The 24,798-nt window shown below is 69.4% G+C and carries 29 protein-coding genes; 14 read left to right on the top strand and 15 right to left on the bottom strand.

The features are described from left to right. The 3 genes from E6J58_01890 to E6J58_01880 all read right to left on the bottom strand — a co-directional run. On the bottom strand, positions 1-202 hold a 202-nt coding region (locus E6J58_01890), incomplete at its 3' end, for an ATP-binding cassette domain-containing protein (GenBank protein ID TMB42525.1). A gap of 52 nt (positions 203-254) precedes the next feature. Beyond that, positions 255-1,583, bottom strand: a complete 1,329-nt coding sequence (locus E6J58_01885; protein ID TMB42518.1) for an efflux RND transporter periplasmic adaptor subunit — start codon at positions 1,581-1,583, stop codon at positions 255-257. Next, positions 1,553-2,182 (bottom strand): winged helix-turn-helix transcriptional regulator, encoded by a 630-nt coding sequence (locus E6J58_01880; protein TMB42524.1) that lies wholly within the window; start codon positions 2,180-2,182, stop codon positions 1,553-1,555. Before E6J58_01880 ends, E6J58_01885 begins: the two co-directional genes overlap by 31 nt. Between E6J58_01880 and E6J58_01875 the strand changes: the two genes are divergently transcribed. Further along, on the top strand, positions 1,806-3,338 hold the full coding sequence (locus tag E6J58_01875; GenBank protein TMB42517.1) for a TolC family protein: 1,533 nt from the start codon (positions 1,806-1,808) through the stop codon (positions 3,336-3,338). The two genes, E6J58_01880 and E6J58_01875, sit on opposite strands and share 377 nt — an antisense overlap. 109 nt (positions 3,339-3,447) lie before the next feature. Here E6J58_01875 and E6J58_01870 read toward each other — a convergent pair whose 3' ends face one another. Further along, positions 3,448-4,677: a hypothetical protein gene (locus E6J58_01870; GenBank protein ID TMB42516.1), complete on the bottom strand. Its 1,230-nt coding sequence runs from the start codon at positions 4,675-4,677 to the stop codon at positions 3,448-3,450. 44 nt (positions 4,678-4,721) lie between these two features. Between E6J58_01870 and E6J58_01865 the strand changes: the two genes are divergently transcribed. From E6J58_01865 to E6J58_01845, 5 genes are read left to right on the top strand one after another with little or no spacing between them, the layout of a single operon-like run. Beyond that, positions 4,722-5,864: a glutathione-dependent formaldehyde dehydrogenase gene (locus tag E6J58_01865; protein TMB42515.1), complete on the top strand. Its 1,143-nt coding sequence runs from the start codon at positions 4,722-4,724 to the stop codon at positions 5,862-5,864. A gap of 14 nt (positions 5,865-5,878) precedes the next feature. After that, entirely contained in the window at positions 5,879-6,295 is a 417-nt protein-coding gene (locus E6J58_01860; protein ID TMB42514.1) for a hypothetical protein, read from the top strand. 38 nt (positions 6,296-6,333) lie between these two features. Then, the gene (locus E6J58_01855; protein TMB42513.1) at positions 6,334-6,666 is read left to right on the top strand and encodes a PadR family transcriptional regulator; all 333 of its coding nucleotides are present in this window, start codon (positions 6,334-6,336) and stop codon (positions 6,664-6,666) included. Positions 6,667-6,675: 9 nt separating this feature from the next. Further along, positions 6,676-9,321 (top strand): ABC transporter permease, encoded by a 2,646-nt coding sequence (locus tag E6J58_01850; GenBank protein TMB42512.1) that lies wholly within the window; start codon positions 6,676-6,678, stop codon positions 9,319-9,321. Positions 9,322-9,327: 6 nt separating this feature from the next. Next, on the top strand, positions 9,328-9,987 hold the full coding sequence (locus E6J58_01845; GenBank protein TMB42511.1) for a DJ-1/PfpI family protein: 660 nt from the start codon (positions 9,328-9,330) through the stop codon (positions 9,985-9,987). A 31-nt stretch (positions 9,988-10,018) separates the two neighbouring features. On the opposite strand, the gene E6J58_01840 is transcribed toward E6J58_01845, so the two are convergent. The 9 genes from E6J58_01840 to E6J58_01800 all read right to left on the bottom strand — a co-directional run bounded on the left by E6J58_01840 (position 10,019) and on the right by E6J58_01800 (position 17,596). Next, positions 10,019-10,909: a ribokinase gene (locus tag E6J58_01840; GenBank protein ID TMB42510.1), complete on the bottom strand. Its 891-nt coding sequence runs from the start codon at positions 10,907-10,909 to the stop codon at positions 10,019-10,021. 18 nt (positions 10,910-10,927) lie between these two features. Then, the gene (locus E6J58_01835) at positions 10,928-12,241 is read right to left on the bottom strand and encodes an erythromycin esterase family protein (protein TMB42509.1); all 1,314 of its coding nucleotides are present in this window, start codon (positions 12,239-12,241) and stop codon (positions 10,928-10,930) included. Between the two features lie 72 nt (positions 12,242-12,313). After that, a complete protein-coding gene (locus tag E6J58_01830; GenBank protein TMB42508.1) occupies positions 12,314-14,527 on the bottom strand; it encodes a histidine kinase in 2,214 nt (737 codons plus the stop codon). After that, positions 14,404-15,402, bottom strand: a complete 999-nt coding sequence (locus tag E6J58_01825) for a serine/threonine protein kinase (GenBank protein ID TMB42507.1) — start codon at positions 15,400-15,402, stop codon at positions 14,404-14,406. The genes E6J58_01830 and E6J58_01825 overlap by 124 nt, the downstream gene beginning before the upstream one ends. Next, the gene (locus E6J58_01820) at positions 15,393-15,800 is read right to left on the bottom strand and encodes an anti-sigma regulatory factor (GenBank protein TMB42506.1); all 408 of its coding nucleotides are present in this window, start codon (positions 15,798-15,800) and stop codon (positions 15,393-15,395) included. Before E6J58_01820 ends, E6J58_01825 begins: the two co-directional genes overlap by 10 nt. Then, positions 15,778-16,188, bottom strand: a complete 411-nt coding sequence (locus E6J58_01815; protein TMB42523.1) for an STAS domain-containing protein — start codon at positions 16,186-16,188, stop codon at positions 15,778-15,780. The genes E6J58_01820 and E6J58_01815 overlap by 23 nt, the downstream gene beginning before the upstream one ends. A gap of 2 nt (positions 16,189-16,190) precedes the next feature. After that, positions 16,191-17,081 (bottom strand): STAS domain-containing protein, encoded by an 891-nt coding sequence (locus tag E6J58_01810; protein TMB42505.1) that lies wholly within the window; start codon positions 17,079-17,081, stop codon positions 16,191-16,193. Positions 17,082-17,152: 71 nt separating this feature from the next. Next, positions 17,153-17,455, bottom strand: coding sequence for a redoxin domain-containing protein (locus E6J58_01805; GenBank protein ID TMB42504.1), 303 nt, complete (start codon positions 17,453-17,455; stop codon positions 17,153-17,155). 3 nt (positions 17,456-17,458) lie between these two features. After that, positions 17,459-17,596 (bottom strand): redoxin domain-containing protein, encoded by a 138-nt coding sequence (locus E6J58_01800; GenBank protein ID TMB42503.1) that lies wholly within the window; start codon positions 17,594-17,596, stop codon positions 17,459-17,461. Positions 17,597-17,635: 39 nt separating this feature from the next. Here E6J58_01800 and E6J58_01795 point away from each other — a divergent pair, with 39 nt between their 5' ends. The 7 genes from E6J58_01795 (at position 17,636) to E6J58_01765 (ending at position 22,285) form a co-directional block, all read left to right on the top strand. Next, a complete protein-coding gene (locus tag E6J58_01795) occupies positions 17,636-18,490 on the top strand; it encodes a homocysteine S-methyltransferase family protein (protein TMB42502.1) in 855 nt (284 codons plus the stop codon). Further along, complete coding sequence (locus E6J58_01790) at positions 18,487-19,149, top strand: FecR domain-containing protein (GenBank protein TMB42501.1); 663 nt, start codon at positions 18,487-18,489, stop codon at positions 19,147-19,149. The genes E6J58_01795 and E6J58_01790 overlap by 4 nt, the downstream gene beginning before the upstream one ends. Beyond that, on the top strand, positions 19,146-19,922 hold the full coding sequence (locus E6J58_01785; protein TMB42500.1) for a DUF1684 domain-containing protein: 777 nt from the start codon (positions 19,146-19,148) through the stop codon (positions 19,920-19,922). Before E6J58_01790 ends, E6J58_01785 begins: the two co-directional genes overlap by 4 nt. Continuing rightward, complete coding sequence (locus E6J58_01780) at positions 19,792-20,562, top strand: HEAT repeat domain-containing protein (protein TMB42499.1); 771 nt, start codon at positions 19,792-19,794, stop codon at positions 20,560-20,562. Before E6J58_01785 ends, E6J58_01780 begins: the two co-directional genes overlap by 131 nt. 102 nt (positions 20,563-20,664) lie before the next feature. Next, positions 20,665-21,000, top strand: coding sequence for a hypothetical protein (locus tag E6J58_01775; protein ID TMB42498.1), 336 nt, complete (start codon positions 20,665-20,667; stop codon positions 20,998-21,000). Positions 21,001-21,152: 152 nt separating this feature from the next. Further along, positions 21,153-21,581, top strand: coding sequence for a peptidylprolyl isomerase (locus E6J58_01770; GenBank protein TMB42522.1), 429 nt, complete (start codon positions 21,153-21,155; stop codon positions 21,579-21,581). A gap of 2 nt (positions 21,582-21,583) precedes the next feature. Then, complete coding sequence (locus E6J58_01765) at positions 21,584-22,285, top strand: hypothetical protein (GenBank protein ID TMB42497.1); 702 nt, start codon at positions 21,584-21,586, stop codon at positions 22,283-22,285. On the opposite strand, the gene E6J58_01760 is transcribed toward E6J58_01765, so the two are convergent. Continuing rightward, positions 22,263-22,808, bottom strand: coding sequence for a hypothetical protein (locus E6J58_01760; GenBank protein TMB42496.1), 546 nt, complete (start codon positions 22,806-22,808; stop codon positions 22,263-22,265). The two genes, E6J58_01765 and E6J58_01760, sit on opposite strands and share 23 nt — an antisense overlap. Then, complete coding sequence (locus E6J58_01755) at positions 22,805-23,854, bottom strand: site-specific DNA-methyltransferase (GenBank protein TMB42495.1); 1,050 nt, start codon at positions 23,852-23,854, stop codon at positions 22,805-22,807. Before E6J58_01755 ends, E6J58_01760 begins: the two co-directional genes overlap by 4 nt. Positions 23,855-23,934: 80 nt before the next feature. On the opposite strand from E6J58_01755, the gene E6J58_01750 reads away from it, so the two are divergent. Further along, the gene (locus tag E6J58_01750) at positions 23,935-24,708 is read left to right on the top strand and encodes a DUF1223 domain-containing protein (GenBank protein TMB42494.1); all 774 of its coding nucleotides are present in this window, start codon (positions 23,935-23,937) and stop codon (positions 24,706-24,708) included. The last annotated feature ends 90 nt before the right edge of the window (positions 24,709-24,798 follow it).

The following is a 24,798-nucleotide window of genomic DNA, read 5'->3' as shown; positions in this document are numbered from 1 at the left end:
CTCTCGCGAGCTGATCGCGCGAGAGCTTTCCGACGTCGCGTCCGTTGAGCAGATACGTGCCGCGCGTCGGCCGGTCGAGACAGCCGACGAGGTTCATGAAGGTGCTCTTGCCGGAGCCGGAAGCACCCATGACCGCGAGGAACTCGCCGGTAGCGATCGAGAGCGACACGCCGCGCAGTGCGCGCACCTGAACGTCTCCCATCCGGTAGATTTTCTCCAGATCGCGTGTCTCGACGACCGGAACGACCTGGGCTCTAGAACGGTCCACGGCGCCTCGCCGACTGTGCGCTGCCTCGGGATTCGCCACCGCCGACGATCATCCGGTCGCCATCCGCGAGTCCTTCAATCAGCTCGGTCCGCTGCCCGTCCGAGAACCCGACGCGGACCAACACCGGCACCGGCCTGCCGTTCTCCACCTTGTAGACGCGGGCGGCACGCCCGGCCTGCTTTGCGCCGTCGCGCGCGCCGCGGGACGCCGCAGATGCGGTGCGCGCGTGGGGAGGTACACCTTGACGCTGCGGCATGGTTTCCTGGAGGGCGGCATCCTCCGGCGTCCAGCGCAGCGCCGCGTTCGGGACGCGGAGGGCGTCATCCTTGCGGGCCGTGGTGATCGTCACGGAAGCGGTCATTCCCTGGCGCAACTTGCGGTCGGGGTTCGGCGCGTCGATCACCGCCGGGTAGGTGACCACGTTCTGGATCGTCGTCGGCGCCTGCCGGACATCGCGGATGATTCCGCTGAACGTCTCGCCCGGGTACGCGTCGACGGTGAACTTCGCTTCCAGCCCCGCGTGCACCTTGCCGACGTCCGCCTCGTCGATGTTGGCGAGGATCTGCATCTTCGTCAGGTCGTTTGCGATGAGGAACAGCGTCGGAGCCTGGAACGCCGCGGCGACCGTCTGGCCCACGTCCACCGACCGGGAGACGACGATGCCGTCGATCGGGCTGGCGATCTTCGTGAACGCGAGATTGGCCGCGGCCATGTCGCGGTCCGCCCTTGCCTGCAGCACCGAGGCTTTGGCCGCGGAAAGCGCCGCTGCGTTCTGGTCGCGAGTCGCCATGGCCGTGTCCAGGTCGGCCTGCGAGATCAGACCCGTCTGGCGAAGCTCCTGCTGGCGCGTGGCGATCCGCTTGGAATCGGCGTAGGCCACGTGGGCCTTCTCCACGTTGGCCTTGGCCGAGGCGAGCGTCGCCTCCGCCTTCTCCATCTGCGCCTGGAAGAGACGGGGATCGAGCGTGGCGAGGAGCTGACCCTTCTTCACCGGGCTGTTGAAATCGACGTACAGCTTGTCGATGATCCCGGAGACCTGCGATCCGACGTTCACGCTCACGATCGCGGAGACGTCGCCGGTCGCGTTGACGACCTCGCTCACCGGCCCACGCGTCACCGTGTCGGTGCGATAGCCGACGGCCTGCTTGCGGCCGCAAGCGGCGAGCAAAACGGCGATGAGCGCGATCTTCCGCACCAAAGGTGCCTCCGACCTAGGACCGTAACGGGCCCCCGCGCTGAGCGTCAACGCGCCACGTTTCGGTGAAACACGTTCGCAACAGTGCTTCAAGAATCGGAACGATCCAGCATGCGCCAGAGCAGGTTCCGCAGCGTCTGCCGCTCGGCGCGCCCGAGCGGCGCCAGCACTTGTTCAACCGCCGCGTTGACGAGCGGCCTTCCCTGGGCGAGCAGCGCGCGACCGCGGGCGGTCACCTCCACCACGATCTTGCGCCGGTCGGCGCGGTCTCGGGTGCGGCGCACCAGGCGGGCATGCTCCAGCTCCTCCAGCAGGCGCGACAACCCCGTGGGATGCTGCCCGATGTCTTCGGCCAGCTCGTTCTGCGCGGAGGGACCCCGACGCTGCAGCGCACTGAGGACCTGGAAGCCGAGCACGGTTTTTCCCTGCTCCGCCAGCCGGCGATCCGCCTCGGCGACCAGTCGCCGGCGGATGCGGACGATGCCGCTGGCGATCTCTTCGCGGAGGGACGATGCCGGACGGACGGCCATCGCGAGCTGTGTACATCGCAATGATTGCGACTGCAACGGTTGCGCCTGCAATCGCACTCGCGTAGAACCGGCCGCCGTGCGGCAAACCCGGTTCGCGATGCTGCGGAGTGTTCTCGCGCTGTTGACAGTCGCCGCGTCGGCGCTCGGGCAAGAGAGGCTCACGCTCGAGGACGCCGTCCGGCGGGCCATTGCGCGCAACCCGACGGCGCTGATCGCCGAACAGGAAATCCGGCGCGCAGAAGGTCTCCTCAGGGAGGCGCGCGCCCCGTCGCTGCCCTTCTTGAGCGCGAACGGCACCGGCACGCGGCTGGACAGCTCGCGCACGTCCTCGGGTACCACCCTCGTGGCGCGCGAGTCGATCGCGGCAAACGCGACGCTTTCCCTGCCGCTCTTCGCTCCCCAGCGCTGGCTCGCCTGGGCGCATGCCGGCGAGCAGGTGGACATCGCCCGCACGTCGCTGGAGGACGCCCGCCGAACGGTCGCTGTCGCCGCCGCCCGCGCCTACCTGGCGGTGATGGCGCAGCACCGGCTGGTACAGATCACCACCCAGGCGCGCGACAGCGCCCGCGCGCACCGGGATGACGCGCATGCCCGTTTCGAGGTGGGCAGCGGGAACCGGCTCGACGAGGTCCGCGCCGGCCAGGAGTTGGCAGGTGACGAGTCGCAGCTCGCGCTGGCGGAGGCCAACCTCGTGCGTGCCCGCGAGGCGCTCGGAGTCCTCGTCGCTTCGGACGGGCCTGTCGAGGTCGAAGAGCAGGTCGCGCTGCCGGCCCCGCCGGCGCCCGCCGACGCGCTGCGGGATGCCGAGGAGAACCGGCCAGACGTGCGCGCTTCGCAGCAGCGGTCAGAGGCGGCGCGGAAGGTCCTGCGGGACTCCTGGGCCGACTACCTCCCGCTGCTGAGCGCCGTGGTCCAGCCCTTCTACAACTCGCCGGCGACGGTCACGCAGCCGACGACGGGTTGGCAGGCGCAGCTCATCCTCACCATCCCACTGTACGACGGCGGCACCCGCTATGGCCTGCGGCGCGAGCGCAGCGCGCTCTACGAGGAGTCGAAGGCCCAGCTCGAGGGACTTCTGCGGCAGGCACGCTCCGACGTGCGCGGTTCATTCGAAGCCGTCCAGCGAGCGGACCAGAGCGTCCGGTCGGCCCGGCAAGCGGCGCGTCTGGCTCACGACGCGCTGGACATGACCATGCTGGCGTACCGGGAGGGGGCGACCAACGACCTGGAAGTGGTCGACGCAGCTCGGACGGCGCGCGACGCAGACGTGGCGGCGCTCGTGGCGGAGGACACGGCGAGGCAGGCGCGGATCGACCTGCTCTCCGCGAGCGGGCGATTTCCGTAATCGCGGCGCGCGCCGTGCGGATTCTCCCCAATCAAATCGCGATTCGAGACGCCCTTGAAGGGAACAGTCGGTGCGCTTCGCGGTTACGGCCGTCAACTTGAATCGCGCGTCATGGCGCCAAATCACGCACCCACACCACGAATGGCGTCCGCTCGCCGGCGCTTCCGACTGGTTTCCCACACACCGTCAGCTCGCCGTCCGTCGTCGCCGCCGCGGCAAATCCCCCGGGTACGCGCGCGATCCCGATGCCGCGCACCGAGGCGCGTTCCGCCGCCCACGTCCGCGTCCCGAGGGCCGCTCCATCCGTCGACGCAAAGGCGCGGGCGCGCAGCGTGCGTCCGGCGTTCTCCAGGACCCAGAGCCGCCCCGCGTCGTCGAAAGTGAGCGCCCGGGCGGCAACGCATTCGTCCTCCTCGACCCGCACCCAGTCGCGGTTGCGCAGGATCGCCGCCTGTCCTCCGCAGCGCGCGCCGTCACGCGGCCGATGAAGGTTGGCCGCCGCATAGACGGCGGACTCGCGCGCTTCGATGCCGACGACTTCGTCGTCGCCGTGCTCCCCGACGACGGAGACCCAGCGCGTGGTCCCATCGGGTTGGAGCGCGACAACGAAGCCGTCGGTCCCGTCCGCCGCGCGCACCGATCCGCTGCCGAAGCTCACCTCGGAGAGAGAGGCGTCCACGTCGCGCCCGAACGTCCCCGCGACGATCACATCTCCCGCATCGGTCAAGGCCAGCGCCGTCGCGTGTTCGGCGCCTTTGCCGCCGAATGTATGCACGAGCCGGATCTCTCCGGTCACGCCGCTGATGCGAACGACGAAGGCGTCGGTCAGGCCCGCGGCGCGCGTTGGACCTACCGTGCCGGTGAATTCGCCCGCCGCCCAGATGTCGCCGGTCCGCTCGTCGAAGGCGACCGCCCTGCAGGCCGACTCGCCGTCGCCCGCCAGCGTCGATGCCCACACTTCGCGCCCCTGACCATCGAGGCGTGCGGCGATGCAGTGTCGCTGCGACTGCCCGACGACGACGGTACCGCCGTCCGGCGCGATCGTCAGCGCAAGGGGACGAGCAGGGCCCATCGGACGAATCCAGAGGACTGCGCCGCCCCCGTTTGCGCGAAGGACGAATCCGCCGGGCGCATCGGTCGCCGCGGTTCCGGCGCGCAGGCGGCCGCCCGATTCGCCGCCCAGCGCAATGCCGCCGCCAGGATCCGTCGCGAACGTCATCAGCGCCGCGGCCGCGTTCACGGGCAGGACATCGCATGGCTGCGCGGACGGCCCACGCGCCGAGTGTGCGCACGAGCAGGCGCACGACGCCACGAGCACCAGGGTGGGAAGGGCGCGCATGCCAGCAGTTTGCCGGAGCAGACCCCGATCCGCACTTTCTGCGCATGCGCGCGCTCAGCTATTTCGGACCGAACAAGGTCAAGGTCGTCCGCAAGCCCGACCCGCGGATCGAGCACTCCAACGACGCCATCCTCAAGGTGACCCGCAGCGCGATCTGCGGCTCCGACCTGCATCTGCTCCACGGGCTCGTGCCCGACACCCGCGTAGGCTGCACGTTCGGGCACGAATTCACCGGTACGGTCGAGGAGATCGGCTCCTCGGTGAAGAACCTGCGCCGCGGCGACCGCGTGGTCGTCCCCTTCAACATCTCCTGCGGCATCTGCTTCTATTGCTCGCGCGGATTGTCCGCCAATTGCGAGAACACGAACCCGAACAGCGACGTCGCCAGCGGCGTCTTCGGCTACTCGCACACGACCGGCGGCTACGACGGCGGCCAGGCCGAATACGTGCGCGTTCCGTTCGCGGACGTCGGGCCGATGAAGATTCCCGACGACATGGAAGAGGAGGAAGTGCTCTTCCTCAGCGACATCCTTCCCACCGGCTACCAGGCCGCGGAGATGGGCGAGATCAAGGGCGGCGAGACCGTGGTGGTCTTCGGCTGCGGGCCGGTGGGGCTGTTCGCGATGAAGTCGGCGTGGCTCCTCGGCGCCGGCCGCGTGGTCGCCGTCGACCACGTCGACTACCGCCTCGACTTCGCGCGCCGCTACGCCGGCGTGGAGACGGTGAACTTCAAGAAGGTCCCGGACATCGTCAGCTACCTGAAGGACCAGTTCGAGGGTCGCGGTCCTGACGTCGCCATCGACGCGGTCGGAATGGAAGCGGAAGGCAGCAAGCTGCACCGCGTGCTCGGAATGAGCTTCATGCAGGCCGGCGTCCCCGTGGCCATCAACTGGGCCATCCAGACCGTCCGCAAGGGCGGCAACGTGTCGATCATCGGCGTCTACGGCCCGCCCTGGAACCTCGTGGACATCGGCACGGCGATGAACAAGGGCATCACGCTGCGGATGAACCAGTGCAACGTCCGCCGCTACATGCCGCACTTGCTGAAGCACATCCGCGAGGGCCGCATCGACGCGAAGGGGATCATCACGCACCGCTTCCCGCTCTCCGCGGCGCCCAAGGCTTACAAGACATTCTCGGACAAGAGGGACGGCTGCGTGAAGTGCGTGCTCACGCCCGCCGCCTAGCGAGGGAGGATTCCATGACCGACAGGCAGCGGCAGCTTCACGAGCATCTCGACAAGTCCGTGGCTGGAGCCGATCTTCCGGCCGATGAACGGCCGGGCGTGCCGATGGAGCACGAGACGCGGCCTCTCACACCGACCGCGCCCGAGCACATCGAGCACATGCGGCCGCGCCGCGGCCTCACGCATCGCCAGGAGTTGCGCTCGATGACGCCGGTCTTCGGCACGGCGCAGCCGCTGCACGGTCTCTCCGGCCTGCTGCGGCGCATCGCGTACTCCACGCACGAGACCCGGGCGAGGCACTGGATGATGCTTTTGTTCGCTGATCGCGTGAATGTGCTCGAGCACCGGATCGCGAAGCTGGTGAAGATTCTCGCCATCGTCCCCGCCGGCGCGGCGGCCGTCGTGCTGGCGGTGAAGTTCTTCAAGGACTGACCGCCGCTGTTTGACACCAGGAGCACGCGCTCGCTAGTATGCTCAATATGAGCATACTCGATTCGAGCACACCTCCGCTGAAGCCCGCCGAGCTGTTCGTCCTCGCGGCGCTGCACGCCGCGCCACTGCACGGCTACGGCCTCGTCCAGGAAGTGGCGACGCGCTCCCAGGGGCGAATCCGGATCCGGCCCGGCAACCTCTACCGCGTGCTCGACCGTCTGCTCGAGCGCGGCTTGATCGACGTGCACGAGCGAGCCTCGGCCGGCGACGAGCGGCGGACGTACTACCGGATCACCTCGCTGGGCCGGCGCACCGCGCAGGCGGAAGCGAAGCTCCTCGCCGGAGTGATCGGCGAGCTGCTCGCCATCTGAGGGGGCCCCATGCTGCGACTCTTCCTCCGCGCCTACCCGAAACGATTCCGCGAGCGCCACGCCGAGGACCTGCTCCGGCTCTGCCGGGACGTGTACGGCGTGGGTTTCTCGCCACGGGCGGCCGCCGACCTCTTCTGGAACGGGATGAAGGAGCGGCTCGGCGCCGCGCCGCGCGATTTCGGGGAGTGGCTGGAGCGGCCCGCGCGCCAAGGCCGCGGCGAGCGCGCTCTCGCCACGCTGCTGCACGATGCGCGGTACGGCATCCGCGCTCTCATCGCCAGCCGCGGATTCACCGCGGCCATCCTTCTCACGCTGACGCTCGGGATCGGGGCCAACACGGCGATCTTCAGCGTCATCGACGCGGTCCTACTGCGGCCGTTGCCGTACGCCCACGGACACCGGATGGTCCACCTGCTCCAGCCATTGCAGAGAGGCCGGGTGGAGAACGCCGGCTTCTCGCCGCTCGAGGTGAAGGATTACCGGGAGCAGACCCGCGCTCTCGACGCGGTGGTCGAGTACCACCAGATGCAGTTCACGCTGCTGGGCGGCGCCGAGGCGCAGCGCGTCTCCACCGCCGTGGTCTCGGCGAACTTCTTCGACGCTTTCGGCGTCCGCCCGCTGCTCGGCAGGACGTTCGTGGCGGACGACGACGTGCAGGGCGCTGCCCCCGTCCTCGTCCTGACGTACGAGTACTGGCAGCGCGCGTACCGCGGCGATCCGGAGGTCGTGGGCAAGACCTTCACCATGAACGACAAGGTCCACCAGGTCGTCGGGGTGCTGGCGCCCATGCCGCAATACCCGGGGGTCAACGACGTGTTCATGCCCAGCGTCGCCTGCCCGTTCCGCAATGGGCCGCGGTGGTCGCAGACGCGGACGGCGCGCGGGCTCACCGTGTTCGGCAGGCTGCGCTCCGGGGCCACGCTCGCCACGGCGCAGAAGGACCTCGCGCAGATCGCGGAGCGGCTGCACACTGCGTATCCGGACGCGTATCCGAAGAGCGAGGGTTTTCTCACCACCGCGGCGTCCCTGCGCGATGAGCTGACCCGCGGCGCGCGTCCCACGCTCATCGTGCTGCTCGCCACCACTCTCTTCCTGCTGGTGATCGTCTGCGCCAACGTCGCCAATCTGACCATGGCGCGGCTGGTCCGTCGCGAGAAGGAGATGGCGGTCCGGACCGCCCTTGGGGCAACGCGGTTGCGCCTGCTGCAACTTCTCCTCACCGAAAACCTGATCCTGGCGATCGCCGGAGGCGTTCTCGGCGTGCTGGTCGCGAGCTGGGGGCTCGATGCGCTTGCTGCCTTCGCGGCCCGGTTCACCACCCGCGCCTCCGAGATCCGGCTGGACGGGCGGGTCCTGCTGTTCGCGCTGGGACTGTCGTTGTTCACCGGGACGCTGCTCGGATGCCTGCCGGCGCTGCCGGCGCGCGCGAATCTCGCCGCGGACCTGAAGGAAGGAGCGGGCGCGACCGCGCACCGCGCCCGACTGCGTGCCCGGAGCGCGCTCATCGTCTCGCAGGTCGCGGTGTCGTTCGCGCTGCTGATCGGCGCCGGGCTGATGCTGCGCAGCCTGCTCAACCTCCAGTCCGTGGACGCGGGATTCGACGTGGAGAACGTCCTCACCGCGCGCGTCGATCTGAACTGGAGCCGCTCTGGGAGGCCCGAACAGATCCGCACCTTTGGCGACGGCCTCCTGGACCGGATTCGCGTGGAGCCCGGCGTGATCTCCGCAGCGCTGACGGGGTCCGTCCCGCTCAACGACACGAATCCATTCGGGGTGGAGTTCCAGATCGAGGGAGCGCCGCCGTCGGATGGTCCGCGGCCGCGGGCGGACCTGGAGACGGCCACTCCGGACCTGTTCCAGACCATGGGGGTCCCATTGCTCGCCGGCCGTGCATTTACCGCGATGGATCGCGATCCGGCGCCACCGGTCGCCATCGTGAACCAGTCGTTCGCTCGCCATTTCTTTCCCGGCGAGGACGCGTTGGGCAAGCGGATCAAGGTCGTCGGCGCGACCAACTGGGTGCAGATCGTCGGCGTCGTCGCCGACGTGAAGCAGCACGGCCTCGAGCGGGAGCCCGGGAACGAGCTCTATGCGCCGTTCGCGATCCAGCCTTTCCTCGACCTGAGGCTGATCGTGCGCAGTCGGGCGCCAGCGGCGGACGTGGAGCGGATGGTGCGGGGGACGATCAAGGAGATGGATCCGCAGCAGCCGGTCACGGAGGTGAGGACGCTGGCGCAGGTCCGCGCGGACAACCTGGCCTCGCCGCGCCTGACCGCGCTGCTACTCGGCGCCTTTGCCATCCTCGCCATCTTCATCACTGCGGCGGGAATCGCCGGAGTGATCGCCTATTCGGTGAGCCAGCGGACGCAGGAGATCGGAATCCGCCTGGCCCTGGGCGCTGCGCCTTCCTCGCTGCTGGCGATGGTGGTGCGCCAGGGAATGGCGCTGGTCGGGCTCGGTCTTGCCCTGGGAATCCTCGGCGGGCTCGCCATCTCCCGCGTGATGTCCGGCCTCGTTTTCGGCATCGCCGCGCACGATCCCGTCACCTACGTCGCGGGCGCCGCCGTGCTCGCCGGGGTTGGCGCAGTCGCTTGCCTCGTGCCGGCCCGCCGGATAGCCGAAGTGGACCCGATGATCGCGCTACGGAGCGCGTAGGAGGGCATGATGATTGCTGCGCTCGTCGTAGCCGCCGCCTTGAGCGTGCCGCCCAAGGGCTCCATCGCCGTCGCCTTCGTGCTCACCGAAGGAGCGACGATGATCGACTTCGCCGGACCCTGGGAGGTGTTCCAGGACGTCCACGTCGACAGCCGCGGGGCCAGCATGGAAGAGCGGATGCCGTTCCGGCTGTATACGGTTTCGGATTCGCGCTCGCCGATCCGCACCAGCGGCGGAATGCAGGTGACGCCCGATTACACGTTCGCGGACGCGCCCGCGCCGGTCATCGTGGTCGTCGGCGCGCAGGGTGGAAAATCGAAGCAGATGCTGGATTGGCTGCGGCGCGCCTCCACGCACAGCCAGGTGCTGATGTCCGTCTGCACCGGCGCGTACAAGCTCGCCATGGCAGGCATCCTCGACGGCAAGAAGGCCGCCACGCACCACGATGCCTGGGACGACTTCGAGAAGCGCTTCCCGAAGATCTCGCTGGAGCGCGGCGTGCGATACGTCCAGAGCGATGCGGTGGTCTTCACCGCCGGCGGGCTCACCTCCGGTATCGATCTCGCCTTGCACGTGGTCGAGCTGTACTTCGGACGCGAGGTCGCAGTCCGGACCGCGGCGTACATGGAGTACGAAGGCAAAGGCTGGATGCGCAGCGACGGATAGCTGCTGCGGCACCGGAAGTGCGGCTTTGCGGCTATTGCTTGAGGCTGTACCGGTCGCGCAAGAGCCGCAGGACCGCCTCGCGGCGGGGAAGCGAGGCCTGCGCTCCCAGCACCGTCGTCGCCAGCGCCGCCGCGGCGCTCGCGAACGGCCCGGCGTCCTCGAGGGAGCGACCTTCGGCGAGGCAAACGGCGAGCGCGCTGGCGAACGCATCGCCCGCGCCCGTCGCATCCACGCGGTTGACGTCGAACCGCGGCAGCCACACCTCGCGCTCGCGCGAGATGAGGACGTCGCCGTGCTCGCCCGCCTGCACCGCCGCGATCTTCGCTCCGCGTCGCAGCAGGTCGAGCGCCGCCTCGCGCGCGCTGCCGCGGTCGCGGACGGGAATGCCGGTGAGAATCTCCGCCTCCGACGTGTTCGGCCGGATCAGATCGAGCTGTGCAACGAGCGAGTCAGGCAGGCGGGCGGGAGGTCCGGGATCGAGGACGACCACGCATCTCGCGTTGCGCCCCAGGCGGACCGCTTCCTCCACCGCGTCGAGAGGGACCCCAAGCTGACAGAGGACGACGCAAGTCAGCCGCGCATTTGCGCCGGCAGCGGAAAGGATCTGCTTCTCTCCCGACGCCGCCACCTGGCAGAGAGCGACGCCGGTGGGCTGCTCGGGATCGCGGGTGACGAAACGCGTCTCGACACTCTCGTCGTGGAGCTTCGCCAGCACCGCATCGCCGCGCGCGTCGCGGCCGACGCGCGCCACCAGCGCGACCTTCGCGCCGAGACGCGCCGCCCCGACGGCCTGGTTCGCTCCTTTGCCTCCTGCAGCCTCCTGGAACGCGTCGCCGTTGACGGACTCGCCGGGAGCCGGCAGCCGCGGGCCGCGGACCAGGTAGTCGACGTTCGCCTTCCCGACGACCACGACGTCGTACACGGCCAGAAGTGTAGGCTCTTACAGCGCGGAGGGGTACGTCTCCGGCGGCTCCGCTGTCCACAACTGTGAGCGTTCGAGGGGCTCCACCGCGCGCGTCCGATCGATGTGCACCACGGCGTCGAACTGTGACGCCAGGCGCGCCTCGAAGTAGTGCGAGTACCGCTCGGTGGCGGGTCGATAGACGACGCCGATGGCCCGCTCGAGCATCGCTTCCCGCAGCTCGCCCAGCGCCTCTCCGGCGCCGCGCAGAGGCAGGAAGAAGCGGGGGAGGACCACCTCGTGGAACAGCTCTTCCACGCTGCCGGGCAGCGCCGGGCGGACGGTCATCCGCTGCGGCGATCCGCCCCAGTCGTCGGCGGCGGTGACGGTTCCCTCGTAGGTGGTGAACCCGACCAGGAGCGCGGCATCGCCATGCTTCTCCCGCACCAGCTGACCGACGTTCAGCTCGCCTTCCTCGCCCATCGCCGTCGCGCGCGCATCGCCGAGATGCGAGTTGTGGGCCCAGACGGCAATTCGCGAATATCCGTCTCGCCGCTGCAGGAACGCCGCTACCGCCTCGAGCGTCTCCACCATGTGGCGGTCGCGGAGATTCCATGTGGAGATGCGGGAGCCGAACATCGCCCGGTAGTAGACCTCGGCGTTGCGCGCCAGCCGGGCGTTCTGCTCCGCGGAAAACAGCTCGGGATCCAGCTCGCGGCTCGCGCGCCGCTGCAGCTCGAGAAGTTGCTGCACCGCCTGCTGCTCGCAGGGCTCGATGGTGCCGAGGTGCGCCGCGTGACCATACGCTTGCCCGCCGTCTTCGCGTCCTGGCATTTCGAAACACGCGTAGCGGGCCCGCGCCCTCGCCGCGGCTTCCGGGTCGTGGCGTGCCAGGTATTTCACGACGGCATCCATCGACGCGTACAGGCTGTAGAGATCCATCCCGTGGAACAGCACCGGCGCACGCCCGCTCGATTCGTTGCGCGCGCGTAGCCAGGAGAGGAACTCGACCACGGCGGTGTTGCGCCACATCCAAGTGGGAAATCGCCGGAACCCGCCCAGCGCCTCTTCGGCGTCGCCATCGTCCGACCGGTCTTGCGCCCAGCGGTTCACCCGGTCTGCGTCGGGCCAGTCGGCCTCCACGACGACGCCGTTGAACGCCTGCTCCGCGATCAGGCGCTGCGTGATCCGGCCGCGCTCGCGATAGACCTCGTGCGACCCGTGCGTCGCTTCACCGAGGAGGACGAAGCCCGCCTGGGCGGACAGCTCCAGGAGAGGATCGTAGTCGCGCCGCGTTCCGCCCACGAGGCTCGCGGCCGCGCGAATGGAGTCGATGAGCTGGGCACGCGCCATCCGCGCGCAAGCTACTCATCCGCGGGACCCCAGGCTTGCCCGGCTGTCTGCCCTGCACCCACCGTCGCCGGCTCAGCCGTGGGCGATGTCCGCTTCCCATACGGCGGCGCGTAGCGCGCGCGCCGCCTCGTCGCGCAGCATCTGCTGGACGGCGAGCACCCGAGCTCCGCCGGCGCTCAACCTGCGCTCCTCGTCGGCGTCCAGTGTCCTCGCCGCCCGCACCAGCACCGGCAGACCACGCGTGGCCGGATCCTCGCGGAGCAATTCCAGCGCTTCCTCGGCAAATCCCGGCGCTGTCGCGTCGAGGACCACCGTCCACGGCCGTTCCTCGCGCGCGCGCCGCACGCCTTCCGCGCCGTCCCGCGCTTCGAGCAGCTCGAGGCGCGGCTCCGCGAGCTGCGCCCGCAGCTCGTCCCGCGCGTCCTGCGCGATCAGCAGCACGCGCCGCGGCGGCGACACGGCGCGAGCGAGCGCCTCCAGCAGCTTGTGGCGCTCGTCGAGCCGGTCGACGATCAGGTCCGCCGCCAGGGAGAGAAGACGCGTGTCGTGACCGCCGGCGAAGCCGATCACCGGGATGGCGCGGGTGGCCGGATCCTTGCGCAGATCGGCGAGCAGCGGCCGGGTCGTGACGCCTCCCAGAAACGGCATCGCGATCAGCGCGGCGGGGCGCCCGCGAACGATGGCAGCCCGGGCCTCGTCCGGTGTGCGCGCCGCGAGCAGGTGGTAGCGCGTTCCCTCGAGGAACCCCTCCCACTGCGACAGCAGCGCGGGGTCGTCCACGGCGGCGACGACCGTATCGCCCCGGGAGGGAATGGCCTGTGGGGGCACGTACCGCGCCGGCAACTGCAACGAGAACGTAGACCCGCGGCCCGGCTCGCTCTCGACACGGATCTCGCCCCCGAGCATCTCCGCCAGCTTGCGCGACAGCGGCAGGCCCAGGCCGGTACCTTTGACTTTTTTCTGGTGCCCGCCCTCGATCTGCGTGAACTCCTCGAAGATGCGCTCCTGATCCTCCGGCGCGATCCCGATGCCGGTGTCGCTGACGTAAAAGGTCACCTGCCCGGCGGACTCCTCCCGGGCGCCGACGCGCACTTCGCCCTGCTCGGTGAACTTGAGCGCGTTGGAGGCCAGGTTGCGTACGATCTGCGTCACCTTCGCCTCGTCGGTGAACAGCGGCGGGAGATCCGGCGGTGGATCGAAGGTGAGCTGCACCGACGGGCCATCCTGGAGGAGCGGCCGGAGGACCCCACGCAGGGACCCGAGGAGCTGCGCGACGTCGAAGTCGGTGGGTCGGACGGTGATCTTCCCCGCCTCGATCTTGGCCAGGTCGAGAAGGTCGTTCACCATCTCGGTGAGATCCATTGCGGATCTCCGCATCAGCTCGAGCGCTTTGCGCTGACCTTCGCTGAGCGCTCCTTCGGTGCCGTCGAGCAGCATCCGCGCCAGCAACTGGACGGAATTGAGGGGCGTGCGGAACTCGTGGCTCATGTTGCTGAGGAACCGGCTCTTCAGCTCGGTGGCCTTGCGCAGCGATTCGGCGCGCTGATCGAGCTCAGCGTAGAGCGCGACCACGCCGCGATTGGTTTCCTCCAGCTCACCGCGAATCTGCTCGAGCTCCTCGTTGCGGGCGCGCAATTCGCCGATGGCGCGCAGCAGCTCGCGATCGGCCTGCCGCACTTCCTCTTCCGTGGCGGGAAGCGGCGTGCGGGCGAGCTGCTCGGCGATCTGCGACGGATTCGCGGCGGCAAGCGCCGATTCCGGCAGTTCCTTCGTGAACACGACTTCGGTCCCGCGTCCTGGCGTCGTCTCGATGACGAACCGGTCCATCAGCCGGCGGGTCCCGACGATCCCGAGGCCCATCCCCGTGGCGGACTGGTAGCGGCCGGCGAGGACCTCATCGAGGTTGCGAATTCCGGGGCCCTGGTCCGAAGTCCGGACGACCAGCGCCGGACGCGAACCTTCATCGAGCAGAAACTCGCAGCGGCCCTTGCCCGCGTACCGCACGGCATTGCGGCAGATCTCCGAGGTGGCCGTGGCGATGCGCGACTGGTCCTGGGCGGCGAAGCCGAGCAGGCCGGCCAGCTGGCGCGCACGCTGCCGCGCGACGACCACGTCGCGTTCGGCCACGAGCTCGATGGTCGTCAGCGGCAGCGGGGTCGTCTTCATGGCTCCTTGATGACGACCACGGTGGCGTCGTCGCCCTTGCGGCGAAAATCCCGGTAGAGCACGCCTGCTATGACGGATGCATGCCGGGCCTGCAACCCCGAATACGCCTCGAGCTTCCATTGGGTCTGGATGCCGTCGGAATGCACGACCAGTACGCCCTTCGCGGGCCAGGGGACGGTGAATTCCTGGATCCGCCGCGCTTCATGGCCCGCAATGCCGTTGTGCGAGAGCAGCCCGCGCGCTTTCTGGCCCGCGCTCTCGAGCGTAGCGCCGATGTTGCCGACTCCCGAGAAGCGGACGCTGCGCGAAATCAGATCGAGCTCGGTGACGGCGAGCGCGGCGCCCCGCGTCGGCCGCAGCGCTGCGTGGAGCGCATGCACCACCGCCTCAGGTCCGGGCAGCCGATCGGTCGCCGCAAACGCCTCGACCGCGACGGAGGCGGCTCGCGCAGCGATGGGACCGTGACCGAGCCCGTCGACGACGAGCAGCCGGATCGACGACGTCGACGGTTGCAGGGCCCACGCGTCGCCGCATTGCCCTTCGCCCGGAAGGGGCAGGGACACGGCGCCCACTGCGACGCCATCGCGGCGGGGACCGCCTCCCCAAACCCGCGCCACGATCACGCTGCCGCCGCTCCCGGAGAACGCATCGAACTCGTGGGCCTGTCTTTGCACGGCCCCGAGCCCCTCGCCGCGCGTTCCGGAGGTCGAGTGGCCGTCGCGCAGCGCCATGTCGACGTTCATGCCCGGCCCGCGATCGATCGAGAGCATCTCGACGCCGGCCCGTTGGCCGTACCGCAGGTCGCGGAGAAGCAATTCACCGCTTTTGGCGTGCTTGCGCAGGTTGGTCCCCAACTCGTTGACGATGATGGCGACGCGGCCGGCGTCTGCTTCGGAGAGTGAGGCGAGGCGCGAGAACGAGGCGGCAGTCCGACGTGCCTCGCCCACGTGCGAGTCGTCCTCGATGACGATGCGCTGCTGGACGGTCACTTCCACCTCGTCAGCGTCACTTTCGTGCCTTGACCTGGCCGGGACTCGATGCGGAACTCGTTCACGAGGCGCCTCGCGCCGCCCAGCCCCATTCCGAGCCCGGTCCCGGTCGTGTAGCCGTCGCGCATCGCGAGATCGACGTCCGGGATGCCCGGCCCCTGGTCCTCGAAGACGAGACGGAGACCCTTCCGCACGCCGTCGACCAGCGCCTCGATCCGTACCGTGCCACCCCTGCCATAGAGAACGGTATTGCGGGCGATCTCGGAGGCGGCGGTCACCATCTTGGTCTGGTCCACGAGCGTGAACCCCTGTTGCACGGACCAGGTGCGCACCGTCTGGCGGACGAGCACGACGTCGATCTCGCCGCGGACCGGCAGCGCGTCAGCTCTCTCCACCTGGTCCATCGTCCTCGTGCGCGCGCGTGGCGAAGGTCTGATCGTCGATGGACTGCTCGAGAAGCTTCATGCCGCGTTCCACGTCGAGGGCGGTACGGACTCCCGGCAGCGACAGGCCGAGCTCGACCAGCGTGATGGCGACGGCCGGCTGCATCCCGACCAACACCGTCTGCGCGTCCAGTACTCGGCTCATGCCGGCGATGTCCGCCAGCATCCGGCCGATGAAGGAGTCGACGATGTCCAGCGCGCTGATGTCGATGAGCACCCCGCGCGCCTGGTCCTTGGCGATGCGGGTGGTCAAATCTTCCTGGAGCTGCATGGCCAGGCGGTCGTGCATGTCCACCTGGATCGTCACCAGCAGATAGTTGCCCATGCGGAGGATCGGGATGCGTTCCATGGTCATTCGTGGTCTTTGCGATCCTTGCCCGTCTCCTTCGGTTTCTTCCTGCGCGGCGCCGCGACCCGAACCACGGTCTGACCGGTGCGCTGCAGCGCGAGCGCGAAGGCGTCGGCCAGCGTCGCCTTGGTAATCACGTTTCCCAGGTCCACGCCGAGGTGCACGATCGTCTGCGCGATCTGCGGCCTCACGCCGCTGATGATGCAGTCGGCGCCCATCAGCCGCGCCGCTGCGATGGTCTTGAGCAGATGCTGGGCCACCAGCGTGTCCACCGTTGGAACACCGGTGATGTCGAGGATCGCGACGGCGCTGCCCGTCTCCACGATCCGCTGCAGCAGCGTCTCCATCACCACCTGCGTGCGTGCCGAGTCCAGGGTGCCGATCATCGGCAGGGCGAGGACGCCGTCCCACAGTTTCACCACCGGCGTCGACAGCTCCAGCATGTCCTGCTGCTGCCGCACGATGACTTCCTCGCGGGCGCGCTGGTACATCTCCGTGGTGAACAGTCCCAGCTGATCGAGCAGGACGGTGGCGGTCCACTGCTCGGCGGCGACCTCCGCGGCGGGAAGGTCCTTGCCCAGGCGCGCGAAGAGCGGCTTCTTGAACGAGAGCACGAACATCGCGGTCTCGGAGGGGCTGTAGCCCGCCTGTCCCCGGGTCCGCGACACCGTGGTGAGCAACTCCTTCATGTCCTTCCAGGCAGCTCCGTCGAGGGTTGTCAGGTCGCCGCTGGATGCCCCCTGACCGACAGCGCGCAGGAACGCGGAGCACTGCTCCTCGAGCTCGGACTCCTTGATCAGCTTCCGGCTCAGCGCAGCCCTCTGCTCCGCGATCCACTCGGCGAGCAGCGAGTCCTGATACTTGCGAATCAACTCGGGCAATCGGGTAGCCATTCGCCTCCGGAGATCCCACGGCCGCCGTGGCGGACGCACGCAGCGTGCTATCGACGCGTTATCTAAATGACTTACAGAAGAGCGAGCACGTCGGCGGCGAAGGTCGAAGTGTTCGCCTTGGCGAAGACGTTTTTCACCTTGCCGTCGGGGCCGATGATGTACGCGACGCGCTTCGCGTTTCCGCTCTGCGTGGTGTCCGCCGCGCCGTACTGCACGCCCATGGCGCGCGTCGGATCCGACAAGAGCGGATAGGGGAAGTTGAATTTTTCCGCGAAGTGCTTGTTCTCCTGAACGGTATCGAAGCTCACGCCCAGGATGACCGCGTTCTTCGCGGCAAGATCACGGGCTCGATCCCGGAGCCCGCAGCCCTGCAGGGTTCAACCAGGGGTGTCGGCCTTCGGGTAGAACCAGAGGATGACGTTCTTGCCGCGCAGATCGCTGAGCTTCACCGTCTTGCCCTCATGCGAAGTGAGGGTGAAATCCGGCGCCGGGTCGCCGACGTTCAGCATGGGCATGGGCCTCCGCGTATCAGATGGTCGGGGAGTTGACCAGCGATGATCCTCCTCGACGGCGCCACGGGAACGGAGCTCGGCCGGCGAGGCGTCGACACGCGCAGCGCCCTCTTCTCCGCCGCGGCGCTGGTTTCCGAGGCGGGGATTGCCGCGCAGCGTACGGTGCACGCGGATTACGTCCGTGCAGGTGCGCAGGTAATCACCGCAAACACCTTCCGCACCAACCCGCGCAAGGCGGGAGCCCGCTGGCGGGAGCTGACGAAGCTGGCGGTACGGCTCGCCCGCGAGAGCAGGGCGACGGTGGCGGGATCCATGGCTCCCGTCGAGGACTGCTACCGGCCGGACCTGCGTCCATCCCCCGACGTCGCGCTGTTGGAGCATCGCGAGCTTGCGCAGGCGCTCGCGGCCGCGGGCTGCGATCTGCTGCTGGTCGAAACGGTGGTCGCGGCGGACGAGGGGTTGGTGGCCGTGCGCGCCGCGGTGGAGACCGGACTGCCCGTCTGGGTGGCCGCGCTGGCGATGGCCAATGGGTCGATGCGCAACGGGGACGATCTCGGCGCCTTCTTTCGCGACGCCCGCCGCGCGGGAGCGCAGGCCGCGCTGATCAATTGCGTGCCCTGCGACGGCGTTGACGCGGGCCTTGGCGCCGCCGCCGCCAGCGGGTTGCCATTCGGCGCCTACGCCCACATGGGCGACGTCGATCCGGAGGCAGGGTGGCCTCCTACGCCGGTCCTCTCGCCGGAGGAGTACGCACTGCGAGCGTCCCGCTGGATCTCCCGGGGAGCGTCGATCCTGGGAGGTTGCTGTGGCACTATCCCCGAGCACATCGCGGCGCTGGCGCGGCTTTCACCGATTCGCCACGATCCGTGTCACCCGGAGCGGAGGGTCTCCGAATGACGTGGCTGGCGCTCGCTGTACTGATGTGCGCTCCCGCGGGCGAGTCGATGACCGCCACGCGGGTGGAAGGGTCCGTCATCGTCGCCGGCGCGCCGATTGTGACCGGCGCCGTGCTGCAACCCGGCGATACGGTGGAGACGCAGGCCGGCGGCCGTGCTGAGATTGCGTTTCCGGGAGGATCGCTCTTGCGAATCGGAGAGAACACGCGCCTCACCCTTTCGCCCATTCCCGCGCGGAGTGAGTTCAGCGCGCGCCTGTTCTTCGGCAATCTCTGGGCGCGAGTGCACAAGCTGGCCTCTGGGGAGACGTTCCGGGTCGAGACGGAGAACGCGGTCGCGGGAGTGCGCGGGACCGAGTTCCGCGTCGAAGCGGGACAGGAGCAGCCCGATCTGGTCCGCGTGTACGAAGGGACGGTCCAGGTCGAGGCGCGCGACGGGCGCTGGTCGCACGCACTCGAAGCGGGGACCGGGCTCCGCTTCCGCCGCGAGGCGGAAGGTCCCCACATATTCGATGGCGAAGGCGGTCACCCGTTCATGGAGTGGGTGCGCTCGCGGAAGACCGCCGACGGCGTCGAGCCGGGTCGCATCCGGCGCGCCGAGACGCGCAATCCGGAACAGGAGCACCGGACGCGCGAGCGCGTGCGGCGGCGGGATCGGTGAAGGTGGACGCTCTCTTGAAGGAGCGCGAGCGGACGTCGGACTCGTTCCGCGATCCGCGCACCAGCCCACTCGCGGCGGTCGCGCGTCACGACTTCGAAGGCGATCGGCCGATGACGTTCGGCAGCGCTGCGGATGCCGACGTCCCGCTAGAGGGCGTGCCGCCGAAAGCGGTGGTCCTGCGCGCGCTGGCGGACGGATTCGAGCTCCGGCGCGAGGGAAGGACAGAGCGGCTCGACCCGTCAGCGAAGGTGCAGGTGGGCCGGTACACGTTGCGGCTGTCGCACCAGAACTTCCCGGGGGTGGTGGTGCTCGATCCGCAGAGCCCGCGCCTGAAGACCGGACCCTTTCCGGTGTGGTTCGATCCCGATCCCGCCTTCCATGTCGAGGCGCGACTGGCGCGCGATCCGCAGGCGCGCGAGGAGATCGTCCTGTCGACTCGAGGAAACAGGCGTCGCGGACTGCGGCTGGGAAAGCTGGAGTTCATGCTCTCGGGACGAGTCCTGCAGCTCACCGCCCTGCGGCTCCTGGAGCCGGGCACCGGTGAGTCGGCCGTCTCGGTGTTCTTCCGCGATGCCACCACCGGCCACGAGAGCTACGCCATCGGCCGGTACGTGGACGCCGAATCGCTCGGCGGCGATCGCTATGTCGTGGACTTCAACCGCGCCTACAACCCGACCTGCGCCTTTTCGCCGCTCTACAACTGCCCCATTCCGCCGCGAGAGAACGTGCTTCCGCTGGCGATTCGCGCCGGCGAGCGTGCACCGCCGCTGTAAGGCGGCGGAATGGGCGAGGTATGTGTCACCGAATGTCTACGCCGTTGTCACCCTAACCGTCGTGCCGCTCGTGCTTGCCTGCGCGCGGCCATCCCCGCCGCCGAGGTCGCGTTTCGCCACCTTGCCGGCGATCTCCGCGGAGATCGCGGATTCCTTGCAGCGGATCGAGCTCGCGCGCGTTCCCGATGTCGAGGCCAGAGCGCTCCTGACTTCCCACGATGCGGCGGTCCGGATCCGCGCGGCGCTTGCGGTTGGACGGATCGGCGATGCAGAAGCGGCCGGCGCGTTGCGCCGGATGCTCGACGATCCAGAAGCGGGCGAGATGGCGGCGTGGGCGCTCGGGAGGATCGACGGTGGTCGCGATGCATTGATCAGTTGCCTCGCGGAGCGTTGCCCAGCGTCACGGGCCGCGGCGCGCCCTCTGTCGGGTCCCGTGGCTCTCGGGACCGGCAGCGGACGATGCAGCGTTTTCGCTCGGCGTTCTGGCCAGGAACAAGGACGGCAAGGGCTTGCGGCAGAGGAATTGATCAAGCTGGCCGATGTCTTCCACGATGACTGGCGTGTCCGCGTGGAGGTGGCGCGTTCCCTTGCCACGGCCGCTGGAGGTTCCGCGATCCTGCGCCAGGTCTGGGCGGGGTAGAGTTCGCCCCATGTCATCGTCACGCTGGCAGAGACCGCAGCCGCGCTCGGCGAGCTACGTCCAGACCCTGCGGCGTTCAGCGACCCAACCTCTCGATGCGCCGTGGCGCAGGCGCGCGATCGCATCCGCAAGCAGCTCGTCGACACCCCGCACTGCGCCGCCGACGGATGGCGTTCGCGCGCGCGGACAGGAGCGCTCGCCGCCGAGCTGGATCTGCCGCAAGCGCGGGAAGCGTTCCGTGACGAGGATGGCCGCGTCCGCGGTGCTGCGGCAGGTGCGGCCGGTGCCGCGTTCGGGGCAGACTTGCGCCGGCTGCTCGGCGATCCCGACCCCTACGTCGTGCAGGAGGCCGCGGGCGCTTTGGCGAAGCTGCCGGCGGATCCGGCTACGAAGACGCAGCGCTCGCGGCCGTGCAGCGGCTCGCCGCAGCGCACCTGAAACCTGCCGGCGACGCCGCGTCCGATGCGCTCACGGCGCTGGTGCCGCTGACCGGCGCGCTGCCGCAGCTTCTTCCCACCACCAACGCCGCACTCGCGGCAGCGCTGGGCAGTCCGCGCATCGCGGTTTCGTTACCGCCCGAAGCCAGGGCGATGCCACAGGCCCGCGTGCTGCGCCTCCTGACGAGCCGCGGAGAGATGGTGATCGATCTCCGCCCCGACATCGCGCCGCTCACGACCTCTGCGCTGGCGGCGCTCGCCAATCGCGGTTTCTACAACGGACTGACATTCCACCGGGTCGTTCCGGACTTCGTCGTCCAGGGCGGAGACCCGCGAGGCGACGGCGACGGTGGGCCCGGCTGGGCGCTCCCCGACGAGCACAGTCCGCTTCCTTTCCTCCACGGCACTCTCGGCATTGCCACCAGCGGCCCGGAGACCGGTAGCAGCCAGTTCTTCCTCTGCCATTCGCCCCAGCCCCATCTGGACGGGCGTTACACCGGTGCCGGGCAGCTCCGCTCCGGAGACGAAGTCCTCGACGCGCTCCAGCCCGGCGATACAATCCTCTCCGCCAGCGCGGAGTAGCCATGGATCGGCTCGATGCTCTCGTGGAGAAGGCACGGAAACGCGCGCGGTTCCGCGTCGCGGCCTTGCGGCTCGAGCACCCCGGGGAGGACGACGTCGCCCTGGGAAGGCGGCTCATCGGCTCGATGGCGCTGCGCGCCGGATTGGCAGGAGCCGCAACCGGGACGGTCGCGCTGGTGGCGCTTCCGCTCGGGTTGCCTGCGGGCATCGCCATCTCGCTGCTGCTCGAGGCGGAGCTGATCTTCGCGCTGCTCGACCTGTACGGCATCGACACGGGCGGCGAGCAGGGGCGGCTGAAGCTCTACGCGCTCTGGGCAGGCGCGGGCTTCGCGGACGCGGCGAAGAGCGTCGGCATGCGCGCGGGGGCCAGCGCCATCGGTCGCGTCCTGCGGGGCTCGCTCCCCGGCCGCATCATCCGCCGGCTCAATCCGGCGCTGCTCAAGGCCATCCTGCGCCGGCTCGGGCTCGGTTGGCTTCCGCGCGCGGCGAAGCTGTGGCCGGTGCTTGGCGCGCCCATCGGGTTCGCACTCGATCGCGCCGCCCTCCGCGCTCTCGGGGAGGCCACGCTCGCAACGCTCGACGACGCCGCCCGCGCCCGCCGCCGCGCGACTTCCCGCGCCGCAACTCGCCCCGGCGCGAGCTCCGCGATGACCGCGACGCGCCGGCCGCGCCGCAAGATGGTCAGAGCGCGAAGAACACCGTGAGCCAATCTCCGAGCCGGGAGATGTCCGTTGCGCGCGTGTTGGCGCACAACCAGTGGAGCGCCCCTTGGTGGAACCCGCCGCCGCCGTACACGATGACACCGGGCAGCGGCAGGGTCGCGAGGTTCAGCACCGCATAGGGCAGCTTCTCGTCGGCCGTGCCGGTCACCCGCTGGTACTTCGCTTCCACCGCCAGCCGGTTTCCGTTGCGGGCGTCGCGGAAGAGGACGTCGACCTCGCGGTCCTTTCCGTAGATGGTCTTGCCCACCGTGAGACGCCGCCGGCAGTCGAGCCCGAGCGACAGCCCGACCAGTGCGATCACGCGCTCGAACTCCAGCGCCGACAACTCGAGCGTGTCGATCTTCTGCGCCAGGAGCCGGCACTCCTCCGCGGTGAGCGGAAGTTGCGCCTTCGCCGCGAGCACCCAGGAGCCGATGCCGCCGGGCTCCCACGCGCGCAGCGCGGCGATCAGCTCCGGCACCTGCCGGGGCGGAGAAACGAGCTGCAGCACGCTGATTTCGGTCACGGTCTCCGCCTTCCGCTCAGCGCCCAGGCCCGCCAGGCGCGCAGGCGATCCGGCTCCCGCGGCCGCGGAGCTTCTGTCCGCAGCGCGCGCCGCAGGGCCGCCTCGCGCTCGATGGGCCGCATCTCCAGGAGCTTGTCCAGGACCGCCGTCGCGCCGTCGGCGTCGAGCCAGCCGCAGGCGCGCGCTGCATCGAGCTCGTCGGCCGACGCGCTGCCGTCAGCCAACGCTTCCAGCTCCGGAGGATCGACCGGCTCGGCGACCACCGCCGCGGCTCGAGCGACGATGGCGTCCCGCGGCGCCAGCTCCGCGAGCGACGGATCGAGATACGCAAGGTCGATGTCGCCGAGCAGGAAGCGCCGATGGAGCCCGCGCGCTTCCACTCCGGTGACGCCGGACCCGCAGAAGGGGTCCACCACCAGCTCTTCCGGAGACGTGCTCTGCGCAATCAGCGTCCGGACAACGGCGCCCGGCTTTACCGCCGGCCCGGGGACGCCCGCGCGCGCAGCCATCAGCACGTCCGGGATGCCGAGATCGCTGAGCGCGCGCTTGCCCTTCTCGAAGAAGAGGATCCGCTCGCTCGCGGCCCGGTAGTGATACCCGGTCCCGCCGCGGATGCGAGCGCCGTCCAGCGTGGTCTTCGCCCAGACGATCTCTTTCCAGTACACGAAGCCCGACGCGCACTTCCGCGCGCCGTTGACGAGCCGCGCGGCGCCGATGCCCTGCTGCTGCTTGATGATGTCGGCCGTCACCTCGTCGCAGAAGAGGTAGAAGTGCCGATCGGACCGGAGCACCCGATACACCTCGCGGAGCAGCTCCGGCAGCCGCTCATTGGGCACCGTCGTGAACCAGTTGGTGGTCAACCGGGTGGTGGTGCCCCGGGCACGATGGATCTGCAACGACTCGTACGGCGGGTCGGTGACCACCAGGTCCACCGACTCCGGCGCCAGGCTGCGCAACAGGTCGAAGGCGTCGGAAACGACCACGCGACCGCGCTCAGGAGGCGGAGGCGCGGCGAACGGAAGCTCGAGCAGGTTGGATTCGCTCATGCCGACAATCTGCCGGAGCCCTCTGACACTCCGTTCAGTATGGCGTAACCGCTGCCTGAAGTCCCGCGTAGACTTGGCCCATGAGCGCGATGCTGGCGGCCGCGGTGCTCGTCGAGCTGTTCACCTCGGAAGGGTGCTCGAGCTGTCCGCCCGCGGACGCGGTGCTTGCGCGGCTTCACCGCCAGCAGCCGGTCGCCGGCGTGGAGGTGATCGTCCTCTCCGAGCATGTCGACTACTGGAACAGCCTGGGATGGAAGGACCCCTTCTCCGACCCGCGCTTCAGCGAACGGCAGAGCGACTACGGCGGCCGGGTCTACACGCCGCAGGCGGTGGTGGACGGCCGCATCGACGTGCTCGGGTCCGACGAGCGAGCGATTGTGACCGCCGTCACGGCCGCCGCCCGCGAGCCGCACGGGATCCTTCGCCTCACCCCGGCGGAGAAAAAAATTAAAAAAGTTAATTTTCCCGCCGGTCGAGTCCGTATCGAGGTCACGGGACTCTCCGACCACTCTGACGCCGACGTCATGGTCGCGGTGGTGGAGGACGGCCTCGTCAGCAAGGTGGAGCACGGGGAGAACGCGGGCCGCACGCTGGCGCACACGGCCGTCGTCCGCGCCTTGCAGCGGGTGGGCACCGTAGCTTCGGGAGCGGCGCAATGGAGCGCCGAAGTACCGGTCCCGTCGAATGATTCCTGGAAAGAGCCGCGGGTGGTCGCCTTCGTCCAGGACGTTCGGACGCGGCGCGTGCTCGCCGCGGGCGCCCTAAAGAAAGAGGGCGACGGCGGTGCCGCCGAGCGCGACGAGCGCGCCGCCGACGATCAGGCTCATGGTGCGAAGGACGCTCATGCCCGCTAAGACGAGCAAGCCCGGTGCCAGTTTCGAAAAAATTTCAGGTTTCGAAATTTCCGTGAGTTGCGTGCGCGCCCTCGCTACCGCCCGGTCGGG

This window comes from Deltaproteobacteria bacterium (assembly GCA_005879535.1).
In the GTDB taxonomy this organism is placed as follows: Bacteria; Myxococcota; Myxococcia; order Myxococcales; family 40CM-4-68-19; genus 40CM-4-68-19.
Note: the sequence above shows the minus strand (reverse complement) of the source record. Positions and strands in the feature narration are given on the sequence as shown.